The organism is bacterium (assembly GCA_036524115.1).
Lineage (GTDB): Bacteria > JAUVQV01 > JAUVQV01 > JAUVQV01 > DATDCY01 > DATDCY01.
In genome coordinates, this window is record DATDCY010000235.1 from 1 (window position 1) to 1,798 (window position 1,798).

3 protein-coding genes are annotated in these 1,798 nt (G+C 75.0%); all 3 read right to left on the reverse strand.

The features are described from left to right. The coding region (locus tag VI078_11420) for a toprim domain-containing protein (protein ID HEY5999891.1) at nucleotides 1-728 on the reverse strand (728 nt) is incomplete at its 3' end. A gap of 13 nt (nucleotides 729-741) precedes the next feature. Continuing rightward, nucleotides 742-1,224, reverse strand: coding sequence for a DUF494 family protein (locus VI078_11425; protein ID HEY5999892.1), 483 nt, complete (start codon nucleotides 1,222-1,224; stop codon nucleotides 742-744). A gap of 16 nt (nucleotides 1,225-1,240) precedes the next feature. Beyond that, the coding region (locus VI078_11430) for a DNA-processing protein DprA (protein HEY5999893.1) at nucleotides 1,241-1,798 on the reverse strand (558 nt) is incomplete at its 5' end.

A 1,798-nucleotide genomic window follows, 5' to 3' on the forward strand; every position in this document is an offset into this window, starting at 1 on the left:
GGCGCCAGCGTGCCGTCGGCGGCGAAGTCGCGGCCCTGCGCGAGCGGGCGCCCGTCGAGCGCGGTCACCTGCGCGGGGAAGCGCTGGCCGGCGTGCTCGAGCGTCACCTGGGCGTCCCACCAGGCGGCGCAGCGGAAGGCCATCCGCTCGCGCTCGCGCTCGACGAGCAGGCGCGTCGTCACGCTCTGCACCCGCCCGGCCGAGAGGCGCGGGGCGATCTTGCGCCAGAGCACGGGGCTGACCTCGTAGCCGTAGAGGCGGTCGAGGATGCGCCGCGCCTCCTGGGCGTCCACGAGGTGCTCGTCGACCTCGCGGCAGTTCTCCACCGCCTCGCGGATCGCCTCCTTCGTGATCTCGTGGAAGACCATCCGCTTCACGGGCACCTTCGGGGCGAGCAGCTCCAGCAGGTGCCAGGAGATCGACTCGCCCTCGCGGTCCTCGTCGGTCGCGAGGTAGAGGGCGGCGGCCTCCTTGAGGCGCTCCTTGAGCAGCTTGATCTGCTTCCTGCGGTCCGCCGGCACGACGTACAGCGGCGCGTAGCCGTTGTCCACGTCCACGCCGAGGCGCGCCCAGCTCTGGCCCTTGACCTTCGCCGGGATCTCCGCGGCGGTCGAGGGCAGGTCGCGCACGTGGCCGTAGGAGGCGAGCACCGCGAAGTCCTTGCCGAGGAACTTCTCGAGGGTCTTCGCCTTGGCCGGCGACTCGACGATCACGAGGTTCTTCGCCATTATCAGCTGTCTGCTAATGAAGGTGGCGGGGGCGGGGGCGGCCCGCCTCCGGGTCGTCGGCCGCCGAGCCGTCGCGGCCGGCCGCCTCCAGGACGTGGCGCGAGATCTCGCGGATCTCCTCCTCGCCGATCTCGTCCTCGCAGAGCGCGAGCGCCCGCTCGAGGATCTCCTCGCGGGCGGCCGCGTCGATGACGCCGCCCTGCTCGAGTCGCAGCAGCAGCCCGAACGCGCCGGGCGAGACGCACACGAGCTCCTCGGCGGAGCGGGAGCGCAGGCCGCTCGAGGTGACCGGGGCCTGCCCGGGGGCGGCCGCAGGCCCGGGCTGCAGCCCGGCGAAGAAGCGCTCGACCCACGCGAGCGCGAGCGCGACGTCGGCGGGCTCGTAGCCGTCCGCGACCAGCTCCTCGACCAGCGGCGACGGGTCCAGGCGCAGGTGCCGCTCGGCGAGCAGCCGCCCGGTGAGCGTGTGCAGGAGGCCGAGCCAGGTGTCAGGCATTGTCGCCCCCCCGCCCTCAGGCCCGCGCGAAGATCTTGCCGGGAAGCTGCTGGACGAGGCCCCGCAGCTCCAGTCCCGTGAGCAGCGCGGCCGCGGCCTGGGCCGGCCCCGCGAAGTCGCGGATGATGTCGTCGATCGGGCGCGGCGCCGCGCCGATGATCTCGAGCAGCCGCCGCTCCTGCTCGCCGAGGATCGGGCCCGCGTCGCGCGCGCCGGCGGCTGCCGACGCGGCCGCGCGCGGCGCGAGGTCGGGGTACGTCTCGAGCACGTCGGCCGCGCTGCCGGCGAGCGCCGCCCCCTGCCGGATCAGGCGGTTGGGGCCCGCGCTCAGCGGCGAGGTGACGGGGCCGGGGACGGCGAAGACGTCGCGCCCCTGCTCGAGGGCCATGTCGGCGGTGACGAGCGCGCCGCTGCGGTCGCAGGCCTCGACGACCACCACGCCGCGGGCCAGGCCGCTGATCGCGCGGTTGCGCAGCGGGAAGTGCCAGGCTTCGGGCTCGGAGCCGAAGGGGAATTCCGAGACGAGCGCGCCGCGCCCGGCGACCTCGTCGGCCAGCCGGGCGTGCTCCCGGGG